The sequence below is a fragment of the Streptomyces asoensis genome (assembly GCF_013085465.1).
Taxonomy (GTDB): domain Bacteria; phylum Actinomycetota; class Actinomycetes; order Streptomycetales; family Streptomycetaceae; genus Streptomyces; species Streptomyces cacaoi_A.
In genome coordinates this window covers 4,469,603-4,486,611 of the sequence record NZ_CP049838.1, presented here as the reverse complement: position 1 = coordinate 4,486,611, position 17,009 = coordinate 4,469,603, and the positions used below count along the sequence as shown (strand labels likewise).

17 protein-coding genes are annotated in these 17,009 nt (G+C 72.0%); 11 read left to right on the top strand and 6 right to left on the bottom strand.

Annotated elements, in window-relative coordinates; all coding sequences use genetic code 11:
* Window positions 1-6 precede the first annotated feature (6 nt).
* Complete coding sequence (locus tag G9272_RS19930) at window positions 7-2,391, bottom strand: ABC transporter permease (protein ID WP_171397852.1); 2,385 nt, start codon at window positions 2,389-2,391, stop codon at window positions 7-9.
* Window positions 2,388-3,074 carry an ABC transporter ATP-binding protein gene (locus G9272_RS19925; protein ID WP_253268220.1) on the bottom strand — a complete coding sequence of 229 codons (687 nt, stop codon included), beginning with the start codon at window positions 3,072-3,074 and terminating at the stop codon, window positions 2,388-2,390. The genes G9272_RS19930 and G9272_RS19925 overlap by 4 nt, the downstream gene beginning before the upstream one ends.
* 240 nt (window positions 3,075-3,314) lie before the next feature.
* Here G9272_RS19925 and G9272_RS19920 point away from each other — a divergent pair, with 240 nt between their 5' ends.
* The 5 genes from G9272_RS19920 (at window position 3,315) to chvE (ending at window position 9,740) form a co-directional block, all read left to right on the top strand.
* Window positions 3,315-4,694, top strand: a complete 1,380-nt coding sequence (locus G9272_RS19920; protein WP_171397850.1) for a sensor histidine kinase — start codon at window positions 3,315-3,317, stop codon at window positions 4,692-4,694.
* Complete coding sequence (locus G9272_RS19915) at window positions 4,691-5,389, top strand: response regulator (RefSeq protein WP_171397849.1); 699 nt, start codon at window positions 4,691-4,693, stop codon at window positions 5,387-5,389. The genes G9272_RS19920 and G9272_RS19915 overlap by 4 nt, the downstream gene beginning before the upstream one ends.
* Before the next feature lie 116 nt (window positions 5,390-5,505).
* Window positions 5,506-6,705, top strand: coding sequence for an NAD(P)/FAD-dependent oxidoreductase (locus G9272_RS19910; protein WP_171397848.1), 1,200 nt, complete (start codon window positions 5,506-5,508; stop codon window positions 6,703-6,705).
* A gap of 106 nt (window positions 6,706-6,811) precedes the next feature.
* The gene (locus G9272_RS19905) at window positions 6,812-7,708 is read left to right on the top strand and encodes an RNA polymerase sigma-70 factor (protein ID WP_171397847.1); all 897 of its coding nucleotides are present in this window, start codon (window positions 6,812-6,814) and stop codon (window positions 7,706-7,708) included.
* 934 nt (window positions 7,709-8,642) lie between these two features.
* Entirely contained in the window at window positions 8,643-9,740 is a 1,098-nt protein-coding gene (gene chvE, locus G9272_RS19900; protein WP_171397846.1) for a multiple monosaccharide ABC transporter substrate-binding protein, read from the top strand.
* Window positions 9,741-9,871: 131 nt separating this feature from the next.
* Here the strand turns inward: chvE and G9272_RS19895 are convergent, their stop codons facing one another.
* From G9272_RS19895 to G9272_RS19885, 3 genes are all read right to left on the bottom strand, one after another.
* Window positions 9,872-11,581, bottom strand: a complete 1,710-nt coding sequence (locus G9272_RS19895) for a dolichyl-phosphate-mannose--protein mannosyltransferase (RefSeq protein ID WP_437184373.1) — start codon at window positions 11,579-11,581, stop codon at window positions 9,872-9,874.
* A gap of 131 nt (window positions 11,582-11,712) precedes the next feature.
* Entirely contained in the window at window positions 11,713-12,039 is a 327-nt protein-coding gene (locus tag G9272_RS19890) for a GYD domain-containing protein (RefSeq protein WP_171397844.1), read from the bottom strand.
* 330 nt (window positions 12,040-12,369) lie between these two features.
* Entirely contained in the window at window positions 12,370-13,134 is a 765-nt protein-coding gene (locus G9272_RS19885; RefSeq protein ID WP_171397843.1) for a hypothetical protein, read from the bottom strand.
* 202 nt (window positions 13,135-13,336) lie between these two features.
* Here G9272_RS19885 and G9272_RS19880 point away from each other — a divergent pair, with 202 nt between their 5' ends.
* From G9272_RS19880 to G9272_RS19855, 6 genes are all read left to right on the top strand, one after another.
* Window positions 13,337-13,771, top strand: coding sequence for an Asp23/Gls24 family envelope stress response protein (locus tag G9272_RS19880; protein WP_171397842.1), 435 nt, complete (start codon window positions 13,337-13,339; stop codon window positions 13,769-13,771).
* A 44-nt stretch (window positions 13,772-13,815) separates the two neighbouring features.
* On the top strand, window positions 13,816-14,043 hold the full coding sequence (locus G9272_RS19875; protein ID WP_171397841.1) for a hypothetical protein: 228 nt from the start codon (window positions 13,816-13,818) through the stop codon (window positions 14,041-14,043).
* The gene (locus tag G9272_RS19870; protein ID WP_171397840.1) at window positions 14,040-14,486 is read left to right on the top strand and encodes an Asp23/Gls24 family envelope stress response protein; all 447 of its coding nucleotides are present in this window, start codon (window positions 14,040-14,042) and stop codon (window positions 14,484-14,486) included. The genes G9272_RS19875 and G9272_RS19870 overlap by 4 nt, the downstream gene beginning before the upstream one ends.
* Window positions 14,483-15,169 carry a DUF6286 domain-containing protein gene (locus G9272_RS19865; RefSeq protein ID WP_171397839.1) on the top strand — a complete coding sequence of 229 codons (687 nt, stop codon included), beginning with the start codon at window positions 14,483-14,485 and terminating at the stop codon, window positions 15,167-15,169. Before G9272_RS19870 ends, G9272_RS19865 begins: the two co-directional genes overlap by 4 nt.
* A gap of 10 nt (window positions 15,170-15,179) precedes the next feature.
* Window positions 15,180-15,773, top strand: a complete 594-nt coding sequence (amaP, locus tag G9272_RS19860) for an alkaline shock response membrane anchor protein AmaP (RefSeq protein ID WP_171397838.1) — start codon at window positions 15,180-15,182, stop codon at window positions 15,771-15,773.
* A gap of 191 nt (window positions 15,774-15,964) precedes the next feature.
* Window positions 15,965-16,135: a hypothetical protein gene (locus G9272_RS19855; protein WP_171397837.1), complete on the top strand. Its 171-nt coding sequence runs from the start codon at window positions 15,965-15,967 to the stop codon at window positions 16,133-16,135.
* Window positions 16,136-16,237: 102 nt separating this feature from the next.
* Here the strand turns inward: G9272_RS19855 and G9272_RS19850 are convergent, their stop codons facing one another.
* Window positions 16,238-16,954: a GAF and ANTAR domain-containing protein gene (locus G9272_RS19850; RefSeq protein WP_171397836.1), complete on the bottom strand. Its 717-nt coding sequence runs from the start codon at window positions 16,952-16,954 to the stop codon at window positions 16,238-16,240.
* Between the last annotated feature and the right edge of the window lie 55 nt (window positions 16,955-17,009).

The window sequence follows — 17,009 nt, the reverse complement described above, 5'->3', positions numbered from 1 at the left end:
GCACGGTCACTCGGTGCGCAGGGCGGTGGCCGTGGTCGTCCTGGCCGCCCAGCCGGCCGGGAGCAGGGCACCGGCCACCGCGATGACCAGCCCGCCCAGGGCGAGCAGGGCCAGCTCGGGCGTGTCGTAGACGGCGATGTGCGAGGGGGGCAGGGTCATGCCGACGGCGTCGCCCATGAGCGGCGTGACGTAGTGGTGCAGGGCCACGCCGACCGGGACCGCCAGCGCGCCGGCCGGCAGGCCGATTCCGGCGACCGACGTGACGACCATGGTCAGGGTCTGGCGGGGGGCCATGCCCAGGGCCTTGAGGACGCCGAGGTCGTGGACACGGTCGCGGGTGTCGAGGACGACCGTGTTGAGCACGCCCAGGCCGGCGACCACGACGAGCATGAGGGTGAGCGTCCCGATCAGCGCGTCCATGGCGGCGATCACGCTGGAGGTGTCGGCGGTGTTGCCCTGGGCGACGGCGCCGAGCGGGTCGAGCGTGTCGTTGAGCGAGGCCAGGTAGCGCGTCAGATCCGTGCCCGGTTTCGTCTCCACGTCGTACCGGCCCGGTGTCGCGTCGAGTCCGAGGGCGGTGAGGGTCGAGGCCGGGGTGAGGAGTTCCATGCCCTCGCCCTCGGTGAAGAACGCCTCGCCGACGATCCGTACCGGGATGTGCCGCCCCTGCTCCGTCAGGGTCACCGTGTCGCCGACCCGGATTCCGGCGGCCTTCAGGAACCGGGTGGTGACCACGGCCTGGCCCGGCCCGTCCAGCCAGTCGCCCGAGACCATCGGGGGGCCGGCCCACGACGCGTCGCCCTGGTACGCCACCACGGTGGTGGCGCCGGTGATGCCGGACGCGCTCACCTCCGCCTGGGTCGTGCCGTAGAAGCGGCCGGTTCCCTTCTGCGCGCGGAGCGCGGCGGCGATCTCGGCCGGGTCGGCCTTCGGCTCTTCGGGCCCGCCGCCCACGTGGACCGCCTGCGCGCCGGGCGGCGCCTGCCCGCCGCCCGTCCCGACGACGACCGACCCGCCCGAGTTGAGCATGCGGCCCGACTGGATGGCCCCGAGCGTGAGGGCGAGCCCGACCCCGAAGGTGACGGCGGCGGCGCCGAAGACCACCGCGGCGGCCATCGTCGCCGAACGCGCCGGCCGGGCGAAGGGGCCCGCCAGCCCGAGGCTGACCGCCCGTGGCACCGCGAGCCGCCCCGCGAGCCGCCGGGCCAGGCGCCCCCGGCCGGTGCCGGGCGTACGTCCGGCGGTGATCGCCGCCACGGTGCGCAGCCGTCCGGCGCGCAGCGCGGGCACCAGAGCGGCGCAGGCGACCAGGGCGAGCGCCGCGGCGGGCACGGCGACGTCGATCCACAGCGGGATCGACTCCGACGGGCCGTCGAAGGCCTCCCCGACCTCGGCGAGCACGGGGAAGGCCAGCAGATTGCCCACCACCAGCCCCAGGGCGCAGCCGACGGCCGCGGGGATCAGCGCCTGTCCGACGTAGGCCCGTACGACCTGCGCCGGGGTGAAGCCGAGGGACTTGAGGATGCCGATGCGCCGGGTCGCGGCACCCACCGCGCCGCTGACGACGATGCCGATGACCAGGACCGACAGGAGCAGCCCGAGGACACCGAAGGCGGCGAGGAACGGCACGAACGCCATCGCGTTGGCGGTCTCCTCCTGCTTGACCGTCAGATAGGACTGCGAGCCGGTCAGCGCGCCCTTCGACACCGCCGCGGTGATCGCGGCCCGGCCGGCGGCCACCTGGGCGTCAGTCCCCGCGCGAGCGAGGCGGTAGAGCATCTCGTACTCGGGGGTGCCCCCCGGCGCGGCCAGCGACGCGGCCCGCGCGGGAGTCACCCAGGCGTCCGCGGTGCCGGTCACCGACCGGGCGACCCCGACCACGGTCAGCGTGGGGCTGCCCGGCGCGTCGGGGAACGTCAGCCGCGCACCCGGTTCGACGGGCAGCGTGCCGTTGGCCACCACGATCTGTCCTGGGCCGGTGAGCCAGCTGCCGGAGACGAGATCGACCCGGTCGACACCGCCCCCGGCGTCCGCCCGGCCGGCGACGGTCACCGGCGGCAGATCGACACCTTCCGGGAGGATGTCCGAGGACGAGGCGGTACGCGCGCGTACCGCGACGGTCCGGAAGGGTCCTGCCGCTGCGGTCACGCCCTTCGCGTGGGCGGTCGCCGTGAGTTCCGCGGCCGTCACCTTCGCGCCGTCGAACCGCGCGGTCAGGTGGGCGCCGTGCTGCCGTGCGAAGGCGTGGTCGAAGGGTGCCTGGGACGCGACGAGCAGCCCGGCGGCGAGAACCGACGCGGTGACGGCCATGAGCGTCGTCATGATCATTACGGCGGTCTGCACCCGCCGCCGCCCGACCCCGGCGCGCACCACCCGGCCGAGGGCGCTCATCGGGCCACCGCCGCCGCGCCCCGGGCGCTCCTGGTGTCCCGTACGACACGGCCGTCGACCAGCTCGACGGTCCGGGTCGCGCAGGACGCGGCGAGGCTCAGATCGTGGGTGACCAGGACGATCGTCTGCCCCGACGCGTTGAGTTCGGCGAGCAGTTCCCGGACGTCCGCGCCGGAGGCGGTGTCCAGCGCGCCGGTGGGCTCGTCGGCCAGCAGCAGGGCCGGACGGTTCATCAGGGCCCGGGCGACCGCGACGCGCTGCCGCTCCCCGCCGGACAACCTGCCGGGGTAGGCGTCCGCGTGCCGGTCGATGCGCAGCTCCGCCAGCAGCCCGGCGGCCCGTGCGCGGGCCTCGGCCCGCGGCATCCCCGCCAACTGGGCGGGCAGCAGCACGTTGTCGGTGACCGTCAGGTCGTCCAGCAGATTGAAGAACTGGAAGACCATGCCGACCTTCGTGCGCCGGTACCGCGCCGACCCGGCCTCGCTCAGCTCGTCCACCCGCAGCCCGTCCACCGTGACGCTGCCCGTGCTCGGCCGGTCGAGTCCCGCGATCAGGTTGAGCAGCGTGGACTTGCCGCTGCCGGACGGCCCGAGAACGGCGAGCGCCTCTCCGGCGGCCACGCTCAGCGTCACGTCGGCGAGGGCCGGCGGCCCTTCCCCGTACGTCCTGCTCACAGCCCGCATGTCGATGACGGGCGCGGTCGCTGCCACGGTGCCTCCAGGGTCGGCGTTCGACGGTTCGGGTCCGAAGCTAGGGGCGGGCCCCGGTCCGGGGCGTCGCCTGAGACGGTGAGACCGGATGCCGCCCCGGGATGACCCGCCGGGCATGTCATCCCTGCGATGTACGCGGCGGATGTAGCCCGCCGTGCCGCCGTCCGCAGCGGGACGGATGTGGGAGCGCACGCGGGTTGCCACACTGTGAGCATGGGCGGGGCGGGCGGTGCTGTGCGGGCGGAGATCGTGGAGCGGTGGCGAACGGGGGCCGCGGCCCTGCTGCGCAGGAGCCCGCTGCCCCGCCCGTCCCGGTGGATGTGGACGGCCGACGCGATCCTCGCCTTCGTCCTCGCCGCCTGCACGGTGGGCGCCACCTACCGGCAGGGCGCCGGCGACGCGCCGGTTCCGCCGATGCTCGTGCCGGTTCCGCCACGGGTGCCCGCGCCCGGCGTCCCGCCGGTCGGCCCGTTCCCGGACGTGGGGGTGGGCGTGGCGCAGTTCGCCGGCGCCGTCGAGCCCTGGCAGCTGGCGCTGGCCGCCCTGACCGCGCTGCCCCTGGTGGTGCGCCGCCGGTTCCCGCTGTCCGCGTTCTGGGCGGTGGTCGTCGCGAGCCTGCTGTTCAACCAGCATCTGCGCGGCGGCGACCCGACCCTGTACACGTTCCTGTCCTGTGTGGTCGCCGCCTACAGCGCGGCCGTGTACAGCCCGTACCGGGCGCGTGCGCTCGCCGGCCTGGTGGCCGCCGCCCTGCTCGCCGTACTGCGCGACGAGACCTTCCCGTCGTTCGCTCCCGGTCTCGTGCCGTTCCTCGCGCTGCTCGGGGTGGGGCTGGGAGCCAACGCGGTCCACATCTGGAAGGTGCGGCTGACCGCTCTGGAGGAGGAGCACGAGGCCGCCATGCGGCTGGCCGTCGACCGCGAGCGTTCCCGGATCGCGCGCGAACTGCACGACGTCGTCACCCACAATGTGAGCGTGATGGTGATCCAGGCGGGCGCGGCCCGCAAGGTGATGGACACCGCGCCCGACCGGGCCCGCCGGGCGCTGCTGGCCGTCGAGGCGGGCGGGCGTACGGCGATGGCCGAACTGCGGCACGTCATGGGCCTGCTCACCATGGCCGGTGACGGGAACGGCGGGGACGGGGACGCGGAGGGGGCCGGGGGTGCCTCCGACCCGGCCGCCGGGGCCGATCTGGCGCCGCAGCCGGGCCTCGCCCAGGTGCCCGCCCTCACCGACCGGGTGCGCGATACCGGCGTGCCCGTCGAGCTGACCGTCACCGGCACCCCGGCCCCGCTCGCCCCGGGCGCCGACCTGGCCGCGTACCGCGTGGTGCAGGAGGCGCTGACCAACACGGTCAGGCATGCCGTCGGCGGCCGGGTGCGGGTCGCCATCGAGCACGTCCCCGGCGCGGTGCACATCGAGGTGTCCGACACCGGCGGCACGTCCGCGGCGCCGGACGGTACCGGTGGCGGCCGCGGACTGATCGGCCTGCGTGAACGCCTCGCCGTCTACGGCGCCACCCTCCGCGCGGGCGAACGTCCCACCGGCGGTTTCGAGGTCCGCGCCGTCATCCCCGTGGAGGAGCTCGCGTGACCGGGCAGCCGCCGCGCGTGGTGATCGCCGACGATCAGGCGCTGGTCCGCACCGGCTTCGGCATGATCCTGGCGGCGGACGGCATCGACGTCGTCGCCGAGGCCTGCGACGGGGACCAGGCCGTCGACGCGGTCCGCCGCACCCGGCCCGACCTGGTCCTCATGGACATCCGGATGCCCGGGACCGACGGCCTGGAAGCCACCCGGCAGATCCTCTCCGGCGCCGGACCGCCCGAGCCGCCCCGCGTCATCATGCTGACCACCTTCGACCTCGACCGTTACGTGTACGCGGCCCTCACCGCCGGGGCGAGCGGCTTCCTCCTCAAGGACGTCACCCCCGAGCACCTGGTCGCCGCCGTCCGTCTCGCCCGCACCGGTGACGCGCTGCTCGCGCCGGCCATCACCCGGCGCCTGGTCGAACGCTTCGTCGCCCGTGAGACAGCGGCTTCCGCCGCCCTGCACCGCGACCTGACGGTGCTCACCCCTCGCGAACTCGAGGTCCTCCGCTCGCTCGGCACCGGCCTGAGCAACGCCGAACTCGCCGCGCGCTTCCGGTTGAGCGAGGCCACCGTGAAGACCCACGTGGCCCGGATCCTCGCCAAGCTCCGCCTGCGGGACCGCGCCCAGGCCGTCGTCGTGGCCTACGAGACCGGCCTGATCACTCCGGCAGCGGGCACCCCGACGGGGGACCACTAGGCCACCTCCAGGCCCTCCCCCCCCCCCACCAAGTGGAGTGATCTGCCTCACGTGCTGTCACAGGGATCGACGACGCGGTGTCTTGAGGCCGAACCACCGAATATGGAGGAGACGTCATGGCTGAGAACACCGAAGTCGTAGTGATCGGCGGCGGATACGCCGGCGTCATGGCGGCCAACCGTCTGACGCAGCGCGACGACGTGACCGTGACGCTGATCAACCCCCGCCGCACCTTCGTCGAGCGGATCCGCCTGCACCAACTGGTGGGCGGGTCCGACGACGCGGTCGTCGACTACGCGAAGATCCTGGCCGACCGCGTCCGGCTGACGGTCGACACCGTGACCCGGATCGACGCGGCCGGACGCCGGCTGACGCTGGCGTCGGGCGGCACGGTCGACTACGACTACCTGATCTACGCGGTGGGCAGCGGCAGCGCCGACCCGCGGGTGCCCGGCGCGGCGGAGCACGCCTACCCGCTCGCCGACCTGGAGGAGGCCGAGCGGCTGCGGCCGGTCGTCGCCGCCGCGCCCGCGTCGGCCGCGGTGTCGGTCGTCGGCGCCGGCCCGGCCGGCATCGAGACCGCCGCCGAACTCGCCGAAGCGGGCCGCACCGTCACCCTGGTCTGCGGCGGTGTGCTCGGCCCGTATCTGCACCCGCGGGGCCGACGCGCGGTCGCCAGGAGGCTGGCCGAGCTCGGGGTGACCGTGCTCGACGGCCCCGACACCCAGGTGACGGAGGTGACCCGCGAGGCCGTGCGGCTCGCCGACGGCCGCGAACTGCCGAGTGAGGTGACCATCTGGACCGCCGGGTTCGGCGTGCCGGACCTGGCCGCGCAGAGCGGACTGAGCACCGACGCCCTGGGCCGCCTGCGCACGGACGAGACCCTGACCAGCGTGGACGACCCGCGCATCGTCGCGGCCGGGGACTCCGCGGCACCGTCGGATCTGCCGTTCCGGCTGGGCTGCCAGTCCGCGGTCCAGCTCGGCCCGCAGGCCACCGAGACGGTGCTCAGCCGGATCGCCGGGGCGAACCCCACGCCCATCGACGTGGGGTTCGCCGGCCAGTGCCTGAGCCTCGGGCGGCGCTCCGGCGTCTTCCAGTTCGCCCGCAGGAACGACGTCGCGATCAGCCTCTACCTCGGCGGCCGTCTGGGCGGGAAGGTCAAGGAGTTCGTGTGCAGGAGCACCGTCTGGCAACTGGCGTACGAGGCGCGCAAGCCCGGTCTGCGCACCTGGTGGGTCAAGGACAGCAAGCGCGGGCAACTGCTCCGGGCGAAGCACGGGGAGGTACCCGACACCGCCGACCGGGCGGCCTAGCGAGGACGGCGCGCTCGCGCGCGGGACAATGGACCTTGGTGTGGACGCACGACCGAAGGCCGTCGGCAGCCAGGGCGGACCACGGGGAAGAGAAGAGGGTTGAGCCATGGGCGACGACGCCGCTGATCCGGCGACCGACACGTTCGTCGCCCACCGCAACCTCCTCTTCACGGTCGCGTACGAGATGCTCGGATCGGCGGCGGACGCCGAGGACGTCCTCCAGGAGACCTGGCTGCGCTGGGTCGACGTCGACCTGGCACAGGTACGCGACCGGCGCGCCTACCTGGTCCGGATCACGACCCGCCAGGCGCTCAACCGGCTGCGCACCATGACGCGCCGCAAGGAGGCGTACATCGGCCCCTGGCTGCCCGAACCGCTGCTCACCGCCTCGGACGTGGCCCAGGACGCCGAGCTCGCCGAGAGCGTGTCGATGGCGCTGATGCTCGTCCTCGAGACCCTGTCGCCGACGGAGCGCGCCGTCTTCGTGCTGCGCGAGGCCTTCGACGTCAGCTACGACGAGATCGCGACCGCGGTCGACAAGAGCCCCGCGGCCGTCCGCCAGATCGCGCACCGCGCCCGCAAGCACGTCGACGCCCGCCGTCCTCGCGAGGTGGTCTCCCCGCGCGAGACCCGGGCGGTGCTGGAGTCGTTCCGGCGCGCGCTCGCCACCGGGGACCTCCAGGGTCTCCTCGACGTGCTCGCGCCCGAGGTCGTCATGCTGAACGACGGCGGCGGCGTCAAACAGGCCGCGCGACGGCCCGTCGTCGGCGCCGACAGGGTGGCCCGCTTCATCATCAGCACCGCGAGCAGGCACGAGGCCGTCCTCACCGGCCACCTCACCCTCGTCAACGGCAGCCCGGCACTCCTCGTACGGCTCGACGGCGAGAACGACGGCGTCATGGCGGTCCGCGTCGAGGACGCCGGCATCACCGGCATCTACTACGTCCGCAACCCCGAAAAGCTGACCCGGGTCGAATTCGAGACCCCCCTCACGCTGCGCTGAAACTGACCGACGCCTCAGCACATGGGGCACATGGCGGTACCTCACCGTCCGGCGGTGACATACCGGGACTCCGGCCCTGAGACGGCGTCAGCGCCGGCTCCGGGCCGTTTTCATGGCGTATTCACAGCAAGGCCCGCCGTGCTCCCCGGTATTGCCCGGCTCGGTCAGGCCAAGGCGTTGACCAGGAGAAATGCGGAAGCCCTACGGGATTCCCAGGCGTCGCGACAAGGTCGCCCGCCGGGGACAGAAAGCGATCTCCACCACTTTCCGGAACCGTTTCTGTTCGTAGCGTTGACACCCCGCACACCCCCTCTTATTGTCACGCCACCATTCCGACCACGTGACGATATTTCGAACGGCTGAAAGGCAAGTGCCCTGCGCGCCACCGAAATCAGTACATACGTGGCAGGCGCGCCCCGGCGCGGCCCGGCGTATGTACAGGTGCGCCCCGGTGACGCGAGTGCGAGGGTCGGCGAGACCTGCTTACCGGGCCGTACCGTCGCACTGATCGACGATCCAGCGGACACCGAGGCGCTCGAGCGCCGGCCCGAGCGACGCGCCGGGCGATCCGATCGTCAGTCAGTTCAGCGTGACCCTCCGCCTGTTCACCGTCCATGAACAGGCGCGCCAGGCCCCTGACGGCCTCGCGGCCGCATGCGGATCCCAGAGATCGCCGAGCGGATCCGCGCCGCGGGGCGTACCGCTCCACCGGAAGTCCGGTCGGTACAGGGCGCCCGAAACCCACCCGCACGGCGCCTCCCTGAGGGGTCGGGACCCGACCCCGCACCGAGACCGCGCGGAAGCGGACACGGCGCGTCCCACCCCGGATCGCCCGCTCCCCGCTCGCCGGCTGCCCGGCCCGCTCCACCGGTTCCCCACAGCCGTCTGCCACCCCCCATCCTCTCAACGACGAGAAGAACGAGGAACGATCACCATGCACAACCGAAGAGCCGCCCTCGCCGCCACCGCCGGAGCCGTCTCTCTCGCCCTCACGCTGTCCGCCTGCGGCAGCGACATCGGGGGCAGCTCCGAGGGCGACTCCGAGGGCGGCACCATCGGCATCGCCATGCCCACCCAGGCCTCCGAGCGCTGGCTCACCGACGGCAAGAGCGTCGTCGACGACCTGAAGGCCGACGGCTACCAGGCCAAGCTGGTGTACGGCCAGGACAACCCGAAAACGCAGGTCGCACAGATCGAGGACCTGATCAAGCAGGGCGTCGACGCGCTGATCATCGCTGCCATCGACAACAAGTCGCTGAACGGCGTGCTCCAGAAGGCCGCCGACGCGGACATCCCGGTGATCTCCTACGACCGGCTCATCCTCGGCACCGAGAACGTCGACTACTACGTCTCGTTCGACAACGAGCAGGTCGGCCGGTTCCAGGCCCGCTACATCATCGACAAGCTCGGCCTGGAGGACGGTGCGGGCCCGTTCAACATCGAACTGTTCGCCGGCTCCCCAGACGACAACAACACCAAGTTCTTCTTCGACGGCGCGATGCACCTCCTCCAGCCGTACCTGGACACCAAGCAGTTGGTGGTCCGGTCCGGCCAGACCGCGCTCAAGGACGTCACCACCCTGCGCTGGGACGGGCCCACCGCGAAGAAGCGCCTGGACGGCATCCTCGCCGAGTCGTACGGGAGCAGGAAGGTCGACGCGGTCCTGTCGCCGTACGACGGCATCTCCATCGGCGTCCTGAACGCGCTGAAGGCGGACGGCTACGGCTCCGGCAGCAAACCCCTGCCGATCGTCACCGGGCAGGACGCCGAACTTGCCTCGGTGAAGTCGATCATCGCGGGTGAGCAGTCGCAGACCGTCTACAAGGACCTCCGTCAACTCGCCGGTGTCGCAGCCGAGATGGCCGACGACATACTCAACGACAAGACGCCGAAGGTGAACAACAGAAGGGCCTACGACAACGGGGTCAAGGCCGTGCCCGCCTACCTGTTGCAGCCGACGACCGTCGACAAGACCAACTACGAGTACGTCCTGGTCGCGGGCGGCTACTACACCGACGCCGAACTCAAGTAGCCGCGGCCCGGACCCGCAGGTGCCGGGCCATGACCGACGATGACCACGCCGACCGCAGGTTCGCCGCGGTCATCGTCGGTCATCGCGGTCATCGCGGTCAGCATCGGTCATCGCGCTGCGTCCGCCCGGGGCTAGATCCACGTGTCCAGCCACATCCGCGACCGCCAGTCGCCGACCGGGATCGCCTGGCCCGTGTACACGGGCCAGAAATAGATGAAGTTCCAGGCGACGAGCAGCACGAGCCCGCCCGCGGCGACCGCGCCCAGTGTCCGGCGTCTGTCGTCGGCCCCCGGCGGACCCAGGAGCGCGCCCAGCATCATCGCCACGGCCAGACACAGGTACGGCACGAAGGCGACCGCGTAGAACGAGAAGATCGTGCGGTCCTGGTACAGGAACCAGGGCAGATAGCCGGCCGCCACCGCGCACAGGACGGCGCCCGCGCGCCAGTCGCGGCGCAGCGCCCACCGGTAGAGCAGATACCCGAGTGCGCAGCACGCCGACCACCACAGCAGCGGCGTGCCGAGCGCGAGGACCGCCTGCGAGCAGTCGGTCGTGGCGTGGCACCCGTCCCGCCCGGCCTTCGGTGACCGGTAGTCGAACAGCACCGGGCGGCCGAGGACCAGCCAGCTCCAGGGGTTCGACTCGTACCGGTGCCAGGTGTGGAGCCCCACATTGAACCGGTAGACGCCGTACTCGTAGTGCCACAGGCTGCGCAGCGGAGCCGGTATCCACGACCAGGTGCCGCCGCGGCCGTCCGCCCAGTGCCTCCCGTACCCGTCGTCGGACCGGAACCAGCCGGTCCACGTCACCAGGTAGGTCACGACGGCGACCGGCACGACGGACAGCACCGACCAGCCGAGATCCTTGCGCAGCACCGCCCGGTACGGGCGCCCCGCCCCGGCCACGCGGCGGGAGCCGACGTCCCACAGCAGGGTGAGGACCACGAAGAAGGCGAGGAAGTACAGGCCGTTCCACTTGGTCGAGGCCGCCAGCCCCAGGAAGACACCGGCCGCGAGCCGCCACGGACGCGGTCCCGTCCCGGCACGGTCGCCGGTGACCCGGTCCGGGCGCGCGTGGCCGTCCCCGTCCACCGGGAGGGCCGCCGCGAGCCGGGCCCGCGCGTGGTCCCGGTCGAGCAGCAGACAGCCGAACGCCGCCAGCACGAAGAACATGACGACGAGGTCCAGCAGCGCGGACCGGCTCATCACCACATGCAGACCGTCCAGTGCCAGCAGCGTGCCGGCCAGACAGCCCAGCGCCGTCGACCGGAACAGCCGGCGTCCGATGCGGCACAGCATCAGCACCGACAGCGTGCCCAGGACCGCGGTCATGAAGCGCCAGCCGAACGGGGTGAGGCCGAACATCCACTCACCGAGGGCGATCACCCACTTGCCCGTCGGCGGGTGGGCGACGAACGCCCCGGTGTCGGAGAGCGGGATCACCGATGGGTCCGCGAGGATCTGCGGATCGGTGATCTTACGGTCCGGCCAGGTGCCCTCGTAGCCGAGCCGCAGCAGCGCCCAGGCGTCCTTGGCGTAGTAGGTCTCGTCGAAGACGAGTCCCCGCGGCTGCCCGAGACGCCGGAACCGGATCGCTCCGGCCAGCACGGCGACGAGGACCGGCCCCAGCCAGTCCATCACCCTCGCGGCGCGGTACGCCCCGGCCGGACCCAGGCGTATGAGCTCCCACCAGCGGGTCGACGGCCCCGGAAAGGGCGGAACCAGCCGCTCCCGGACATCGGCCCGGGGGCGCCCGCCGTATCCGAACAGGCGCAGCCGGCCCTGCCAGTCGTCGGGTGCCTTGGCCGGACGGCCGTCGGCCGGGACGGGGGAGCGCCGCACACTGCTACTCGTCACCGCACGACCCTAAACGCCGACCTGCGCGGCACCGCCCGAGGTGTCGTCATGGGTCGATACCAGCGGCGGCCGGACGGGCGTTACGCGTCTCCGCCCTGCGACACCCGCTCCGGCTGCTACGCGCCAGGAGGCCGGTACTGAACTTGCCCGGCTGCGCGCAGGGCCTTCATCGTTTCGTCGACGGTCAGGAGAACGGTCGTCTCGAACGAGCTGAGCGCCCCGCCTCCGCCGATCGCCAGCGCAACCGCGGCCATGGACACGTTGTCCGGGGCCTCCCACAGGTTGTAGCCGTCGTGCGTGCCGAAGGCGTACCAGAAACCGTGGAGCTTCCCGCCGACGGACTCGATGTACGACCGAGCGGCCTGTGCGCGGTCCTCCGGTCGGTCGATCAGCCGCGCCCAGGTCTCCGGCGTGTAGCTGAACCTCGATAGATAGAGCGGCATCGTGTCTCCCTTTCGTTCCGTCAAGGGATGCCCCGCGAGGCGGTAAGGACGCAGGCGGCGGCCCAGGTATCCCCCGAACGGCCGGGACCGATGACCGGCAGGGCGGCGGTCGGCGGATGAGGGACCGGGTGTCGGCCAGGAAGGCGGCGGGTGTCACGTCGGAACTCCGCTTTCACGCTCCGCCACACCGGCAACACCCTGGCCTCGACCGCCGGCGCGCTGAGCTGTCCGCACATGACCAGCGACCGCGACCGGGCCATCGCTGATCAGCCCGGAGAAAGGGGACCGGATCGCGCCGAATGCGTCGAGCCGTCGTTGACACCTGACCGGCTAGGCCGCGGTTTCTGTGATGAGGACGGCGGCGGTGATCGGGCCCGGGGTGCCAGTGGTGGCTGCGTCGGCCACGGCGGCCCGGACGGCGCGCGCGACTTCCAGTGGATGGTGTCCTGGGGCGACCGCGAGGTGGACCTCGATGTGTCGGCCGGGTGGATAGTCATGGTCCTCCACCCTGACCGGGCGGCTTCCCAGCACGGAGGTGAGGCGGGCGACGCCCGGAACAGCCGTCGCGACGTCCGCCGGCTCGCCGACCGGCCCCCGCATGGATCCTGTTCCGGTCACCGGGGGCGAGCTTCGCGCGGCTGGGGCTTCCGGCGCGGGCTTCATGGCCCTCGTCGAGGTTCGCGACCTGACGACTGTCTGCGAGCCCTCCTGGAGATCCGTGACGCGCAGGTCGGCTGTCACGGTGGCCAGGCCGAGCCGTTCCGCGGCCGCGTCGAGCAGCGCGCTCCTCAACTGCGCGGCGGTCTCGGGCAGCGACTGCCCGAGGGACGCTGTGAAGGCGGCTTCGATCCTGAGCGGGCCGGGCGGCAGGGCGCTGGCCGGTGGGCGGACGGCCGGCTCGGACACGGGCGCGAGCGGTGCCGACCCGATGCGCAGAGACTCCAGCCGAACACCGGGAATCTCAGCGGCCGCGCGCCCGAGGGCCCGGACGGCCGCTTGCTCGGTGATCCACGTCCCGTCGTCGGGGCCGCCGAGCGGGAGCAGCCGGCCCAGGTCGAACTGGTGCCGTACCTGCGTCCACGCCTCGGTCTTCACGTGCCGCTCACTCTCTTACGTCCATGACCGCGGTTCCCTTCCTCCCGCACTGTGCCCGGAGTGTCCCGGGAGGCTCCAGGCAGGGGCGCTCGGGCCACGTGGACCACACCACCTCGGGGAACACACTCGGTCAAAAAGTACTAAAACGACTATAATATCAACGGTGAGTGCCGTGTGAGCGCCACAAGGGAGGAATGTCCCGATGACTGAGAACACCGGCGTAAAGCTTGGCGGTGCGACCGGTTCTCGCGGCCGGACGACCATTGCCGATGTGGTGGTGGAGAAGATCGCCGGAATAGCGGCACGGGACGTGCTCGGCGTCTATGCCCTGGGCAGCGGATTCGCCCGCTCGATGGGATCCATGCGGGAGCGGATGCCCGGCGCCGGCAGTGGCAAATCCGCCAGGCGCGGGGTCGGTGTCGAGGTCGGAGAGCGACAGGCGGCCATCGATCTGGAGATCGTCGTCGACTACGGCGTCTCGATCACGGACGTGGCCCATGCGGTGCGGGAGAACGTGATCTCCGCGGTGGAGCGGATGGCGGGTCTGGAAGTCGTGGAAGTCAACATCATGGTCAGCGACGTGAAGCTGCCGGACGAGGAGGAGGACGAAGGGGAGGAGCGGCAGCGGATCCGGTAGCCGGGGCACGCGCGGAGCAGCCCGCTTGAGTGAAGGAGCGCGTGATGAGCAGGGCCGTAGTGGGGTTGATAAGCGGAATGGCGCTGGGTTTCGCGGCGTATTTCGGTGACTTCTGGGCTTTCCTGCTGGTGCTGGGGCTGGGCGTCGTCGGTCTTGTGGTCGGGCGGTTCACGGAAGGTGATCTCGAACCGGGCGACTTCGTCCGCCGCCGGGACCGCCAGGAGCGGATCCGCGATGACCGGCGACGGACTCGGGGGGACTGGCGGCAGTGACCGGTGAAGCAGATCGGCCTCCGGGCGTTCCCCGCGAGGAGCGCGGTGCGATCAACGTCGCAGACCGGGTCGTCGCGAAAATCGCTTCCCATGTGGCGCGCGAGGCGCTGAGCCGGTTCACCGAGTCGGTCGGCCGCGTACCGCCGGGCCGCAGGACGCCACGTGTGAGCACATCCGTGCGGCGGGCACCGGAGCGCACTACCGCAGGACGAGACGCCGAGTCCGCCGCGAGACGGCAGGCGGCGCTCGGCAAGGCCCGGCTGCGCATCGTCGTCGAACTCGGCTATCCGTCCGACATCGGGGCGCAGTGCGCCGCAGTGCGCCGGGAGGTCACCGAACGGCTCAGGACATGGGCCGGCATGGACGTGTCCGACCTCGTGGTGTCGGTCGAGAGGCTGCACTCGGTGCATGCGCGGCACACGGACCAGGAGAGAGTGAGATGAGCGCGAACAGCTGGCGGCAGCCGACCGGTGACAGCGACAGCGACCTTCCCTCCGATTCCGGACAGGCGGCTCCGTCCGCCGACGGCACCCCGGGCGAGGGCGCGACGGCGGCGATCGACGAATCAGGCCGGTCGGCGCGCCGCTTCTGGTCGGCGCGGCGGATTCCCGCGGCCTTGGTGGCCCTGCTGTCCGCCGCGGCCGTTGGATTGCTCCTGTACGACGTGGTCTCGGTGCGGGCAGGCCGGTCCGCGATGCGCTGGCGGCGGCGGCTCGCCGAGGAACTGGCCACCCGGCCACTGGACGACATCTGGGTGATCGTCGGGGCCGCGGTGGCGATGGCCCTCGGCCTGTGGCTTTTCCTGCTGGCGGTGACGCCGGGTCTGCGCAGGCTGCTGCCCATGCGGCAGCCCACCGGAATCCCCGGGGCAGGGGAGGTCCGAGCCGGGCTCGACCGCCGCGCGGCCGCCCTGGTTCTGCGCGACCGGGCCATGCAGGTGTCCGGTGTCCGGTCGGCACGGGTCGATGTCGGCCGCCGGAAGGTCAAGGCCCAGGCACGGGCACATTTCCGCGACCTCCAGGAGGTTCGCGCGGACCTGGACGCCACGCTGGAGGACGCCGTGACGTCCTTGCGTCTCGCCCGGCAACCCACGCTGACCGTGCGCGTCCGGCGCCCGAAGGGCTGAGGTGATCCTGATGCTCAAGACGGTGAACCGGGTGCTGTTGGGGCTTCTCGGCCTTGGACTGTTCGCCCTGGGCGGCGGCGTACTGCTGGGCGGGCTGGATCTCCAGCGCCGCTGGGGTTTCGGCATGCCGGGCTGGTGGCCCTTCCTCGGGCCGGACGATGTGCTGCTGGGCGCCGAGGGACGAACCCGGTGGCGGGAAGAGGGCTGGTGGTGGCCGACCGTCATCGCGGCGCTCGCCGTGCTGCTGGCTCTGCTGCTGTGGTGGCTCCTTGCGCAACGCAGACACCACCTGGACCGGGTTCTCGTCGACAGCGAAGACGGCGCGGCGGTCCGGCTCGACGGCCGCACGCTGGAGGACGCGATCGAGGAAGAGGCGCAAGCCCTGGGCGGGGTTTCGCGGGCTCAAGTCCGGCTGACGGGCCGACGTACTGCTCCCACCGCACGCGTGCGGCTGATGTTGGAGCCATACGCGGATCCGGCGCGGACTCTGGGACGACTGAGCCGGGAAACACTCGCGCACGCACGAGACTCTGTCGGCCTGGACCGCCTCCCGTCCAAGGTCCGATTCCGGGAAGCCCACCACCGCGCCCGACGGACCGCCTGAGATCCCCTGGACCGAACCCCACGGGGGTACCGGCCGCGAGACGCCCCGGAATCCGGTAGCGGCCTTGTGCGCCGGGGCCGACACGTACCGCTCCTCGGCCGACGCGACATCGAGCACAGGCGCCGCGTGTCCCGCCGTAGCCGAGAGACCATGCAGATACCGCACGATTCCTTCCCAGGAGGCATGCCGTCATGGTCCTCTTCCTGACCCTGCTCATCGCCGGAATCGCTCTGGTCGCCATTGGCGTGGCCGTCGACGGCACGCTCTATCTGGCTTCCGCCGGCGTACTGCTTCTCATTGCCGATCTGCTCTGCCTGGCGGCCCGCTCCATCTGGCGCTCCACCCGGCGCCCGGCCCGCTGAACAGAGCGGCCCCACGAGCGATCCACGTCATGACCACGGAACCGCACCGCCGTCTGGTCGAGGACGGCGCAGAGCGGTAGTGGCCCCGCCCCGGCGCGTGGGTCAGGCCCCCAGACCGGCGAGGGGTTCGGAGTCGTCGACGAAGGCGCGGGCCACATCGGCCAGGCGCCGGTTGTGGGCGCGGGCGTAGCCGCGCAGCGCGCTGAACGCCTGCTCCATGTCGATGCCCTGGCGTTCGGCGAGTTTCCCCTTGGCCTGTTCGATCAGCACCCGGCTGTTCAGCGCCGTGTGCAGCTGCTCGTTGAGCACGGTGCTGCGCTGGGCGGTGCGCTGTTGCAGCAGGCTGATGGTGGCGACGTCGGCCAGCGCCTGGGCGATGAGGGTGGCGGTCGGTTCGAAGGGGCCGGGCGCGGCGCGGAAGAGGTTCAGGGCGCCCACGGTCTCGTCCCGCAGGCGCATGGGCAGGGCCTGGACGGCCCCGAACCCGCAGCGGTGGGCCGCCGTGACGAAGCGAGGCCAGCGTTCGACCTCCCGGGTCAGGTCGTGGATGATCACCGGTACGCCGGTGTGGAAGCACTGGAGACAGGGGCCTTCGTCGTTCTGGAGCTGGAAGAGCTCCAGCAGCCGCACCTGTTCGTCGGAGGCGGCCATGACGCGGAGTTTGCCGTCCCGGTCGGCGAGCAGCACCCCGGCGGCGCTCGCGTCGAGCATGCTGACGCAGCGGTCGGTCAGCAGGCGCAGGAAGTCGATGAGGTCGAAGTCGGCGACCAGATTGTCGGCCAGCTCGACGAAGGTTTTGGCCAGAAGCTGTTGATCCATCGTGGGCACCCTCGATTGAGACCAGTCCCTGCCCGAAGGGGCGGGAAGTACGGCA